General features: G+C 38.9%; 1 protein-coding gene. It reads left to right on the forward strand.

All coding sequences use genetic code 11. From position 1 onward, the window contains the following. On the forward strand, positions 1-618 hold a 618-nt coding region (locus ACEN4N_RS11500), incomplete at its 5' end, for a transposase (RefSeq protein ID WP_407090987.1). Between the last annotated feature and the right edge of the window lie 89 nt (positions 619-707).

Genomic DNA, 707 nt, shown 5'->3' on the forward strand with positions numbered 1-707 from the left:
ATTGTCATCGATCGGTTTCATATCGTTCAATTATTGAATAATACGTTAAACAGATATCGGATTAAAGTCATGAACACGATTCGTTACAACCGGCCGCGTGATTACACCAAATTAAAACAATTATGGAAGTTAATTCAAAAAAACCGGGAGTCCTTGGACTTCGAGGATTACCACATTCACCGGCTGTTTGATGGCCTTGTGACTCAAAAAAGTATGGTCAATTATATGTTGAGTATCGATCCACGATTGGAGCAGGTCTATCATTTAGTCAATGATTTGAAGGCAGATATTGCGATGCATCATTCGGAGGCCTTTATTTATGATTTATATGAAACACGAAAATATGTGGTGCCACGCAAGGTCCGAACGACCTTTCAAACGCTTGAAAAGTATTTACCCGCGATTGAAAATAGTTTGACATACACGTTATCCAATGGGATTATTGAAGGCACCAATAACAAAATCAAGAACATAAAACGCAGCGGGTATGGGTATCGGAACTTTAATCACTTACGTTTTCGTATTTTGATTACTCAGAACTTACTGGTTAGACAGACCAAAAAGAGACGACCGCTCTTCTTTAAAGATGAGAACACAACACAAACTATCGTTGCATAGAGAGACACTTAAACATAGGAATAAAAAAAGAGCCAAGGTGACTGCGTCACCTGGCTCCTCGGTCCACCAACATCAAAAATTCATGAACC

It is taken from the genome of Ruoffia sp. FAM 20857 (assembly GCF_045528645.1).
GTDB classification, from domain to species: Bacteria; Bacillota; Bacilli; order Lactobacillales; family Aerococcaceae; genus Ruoffia; species Ruoffia halotolerans.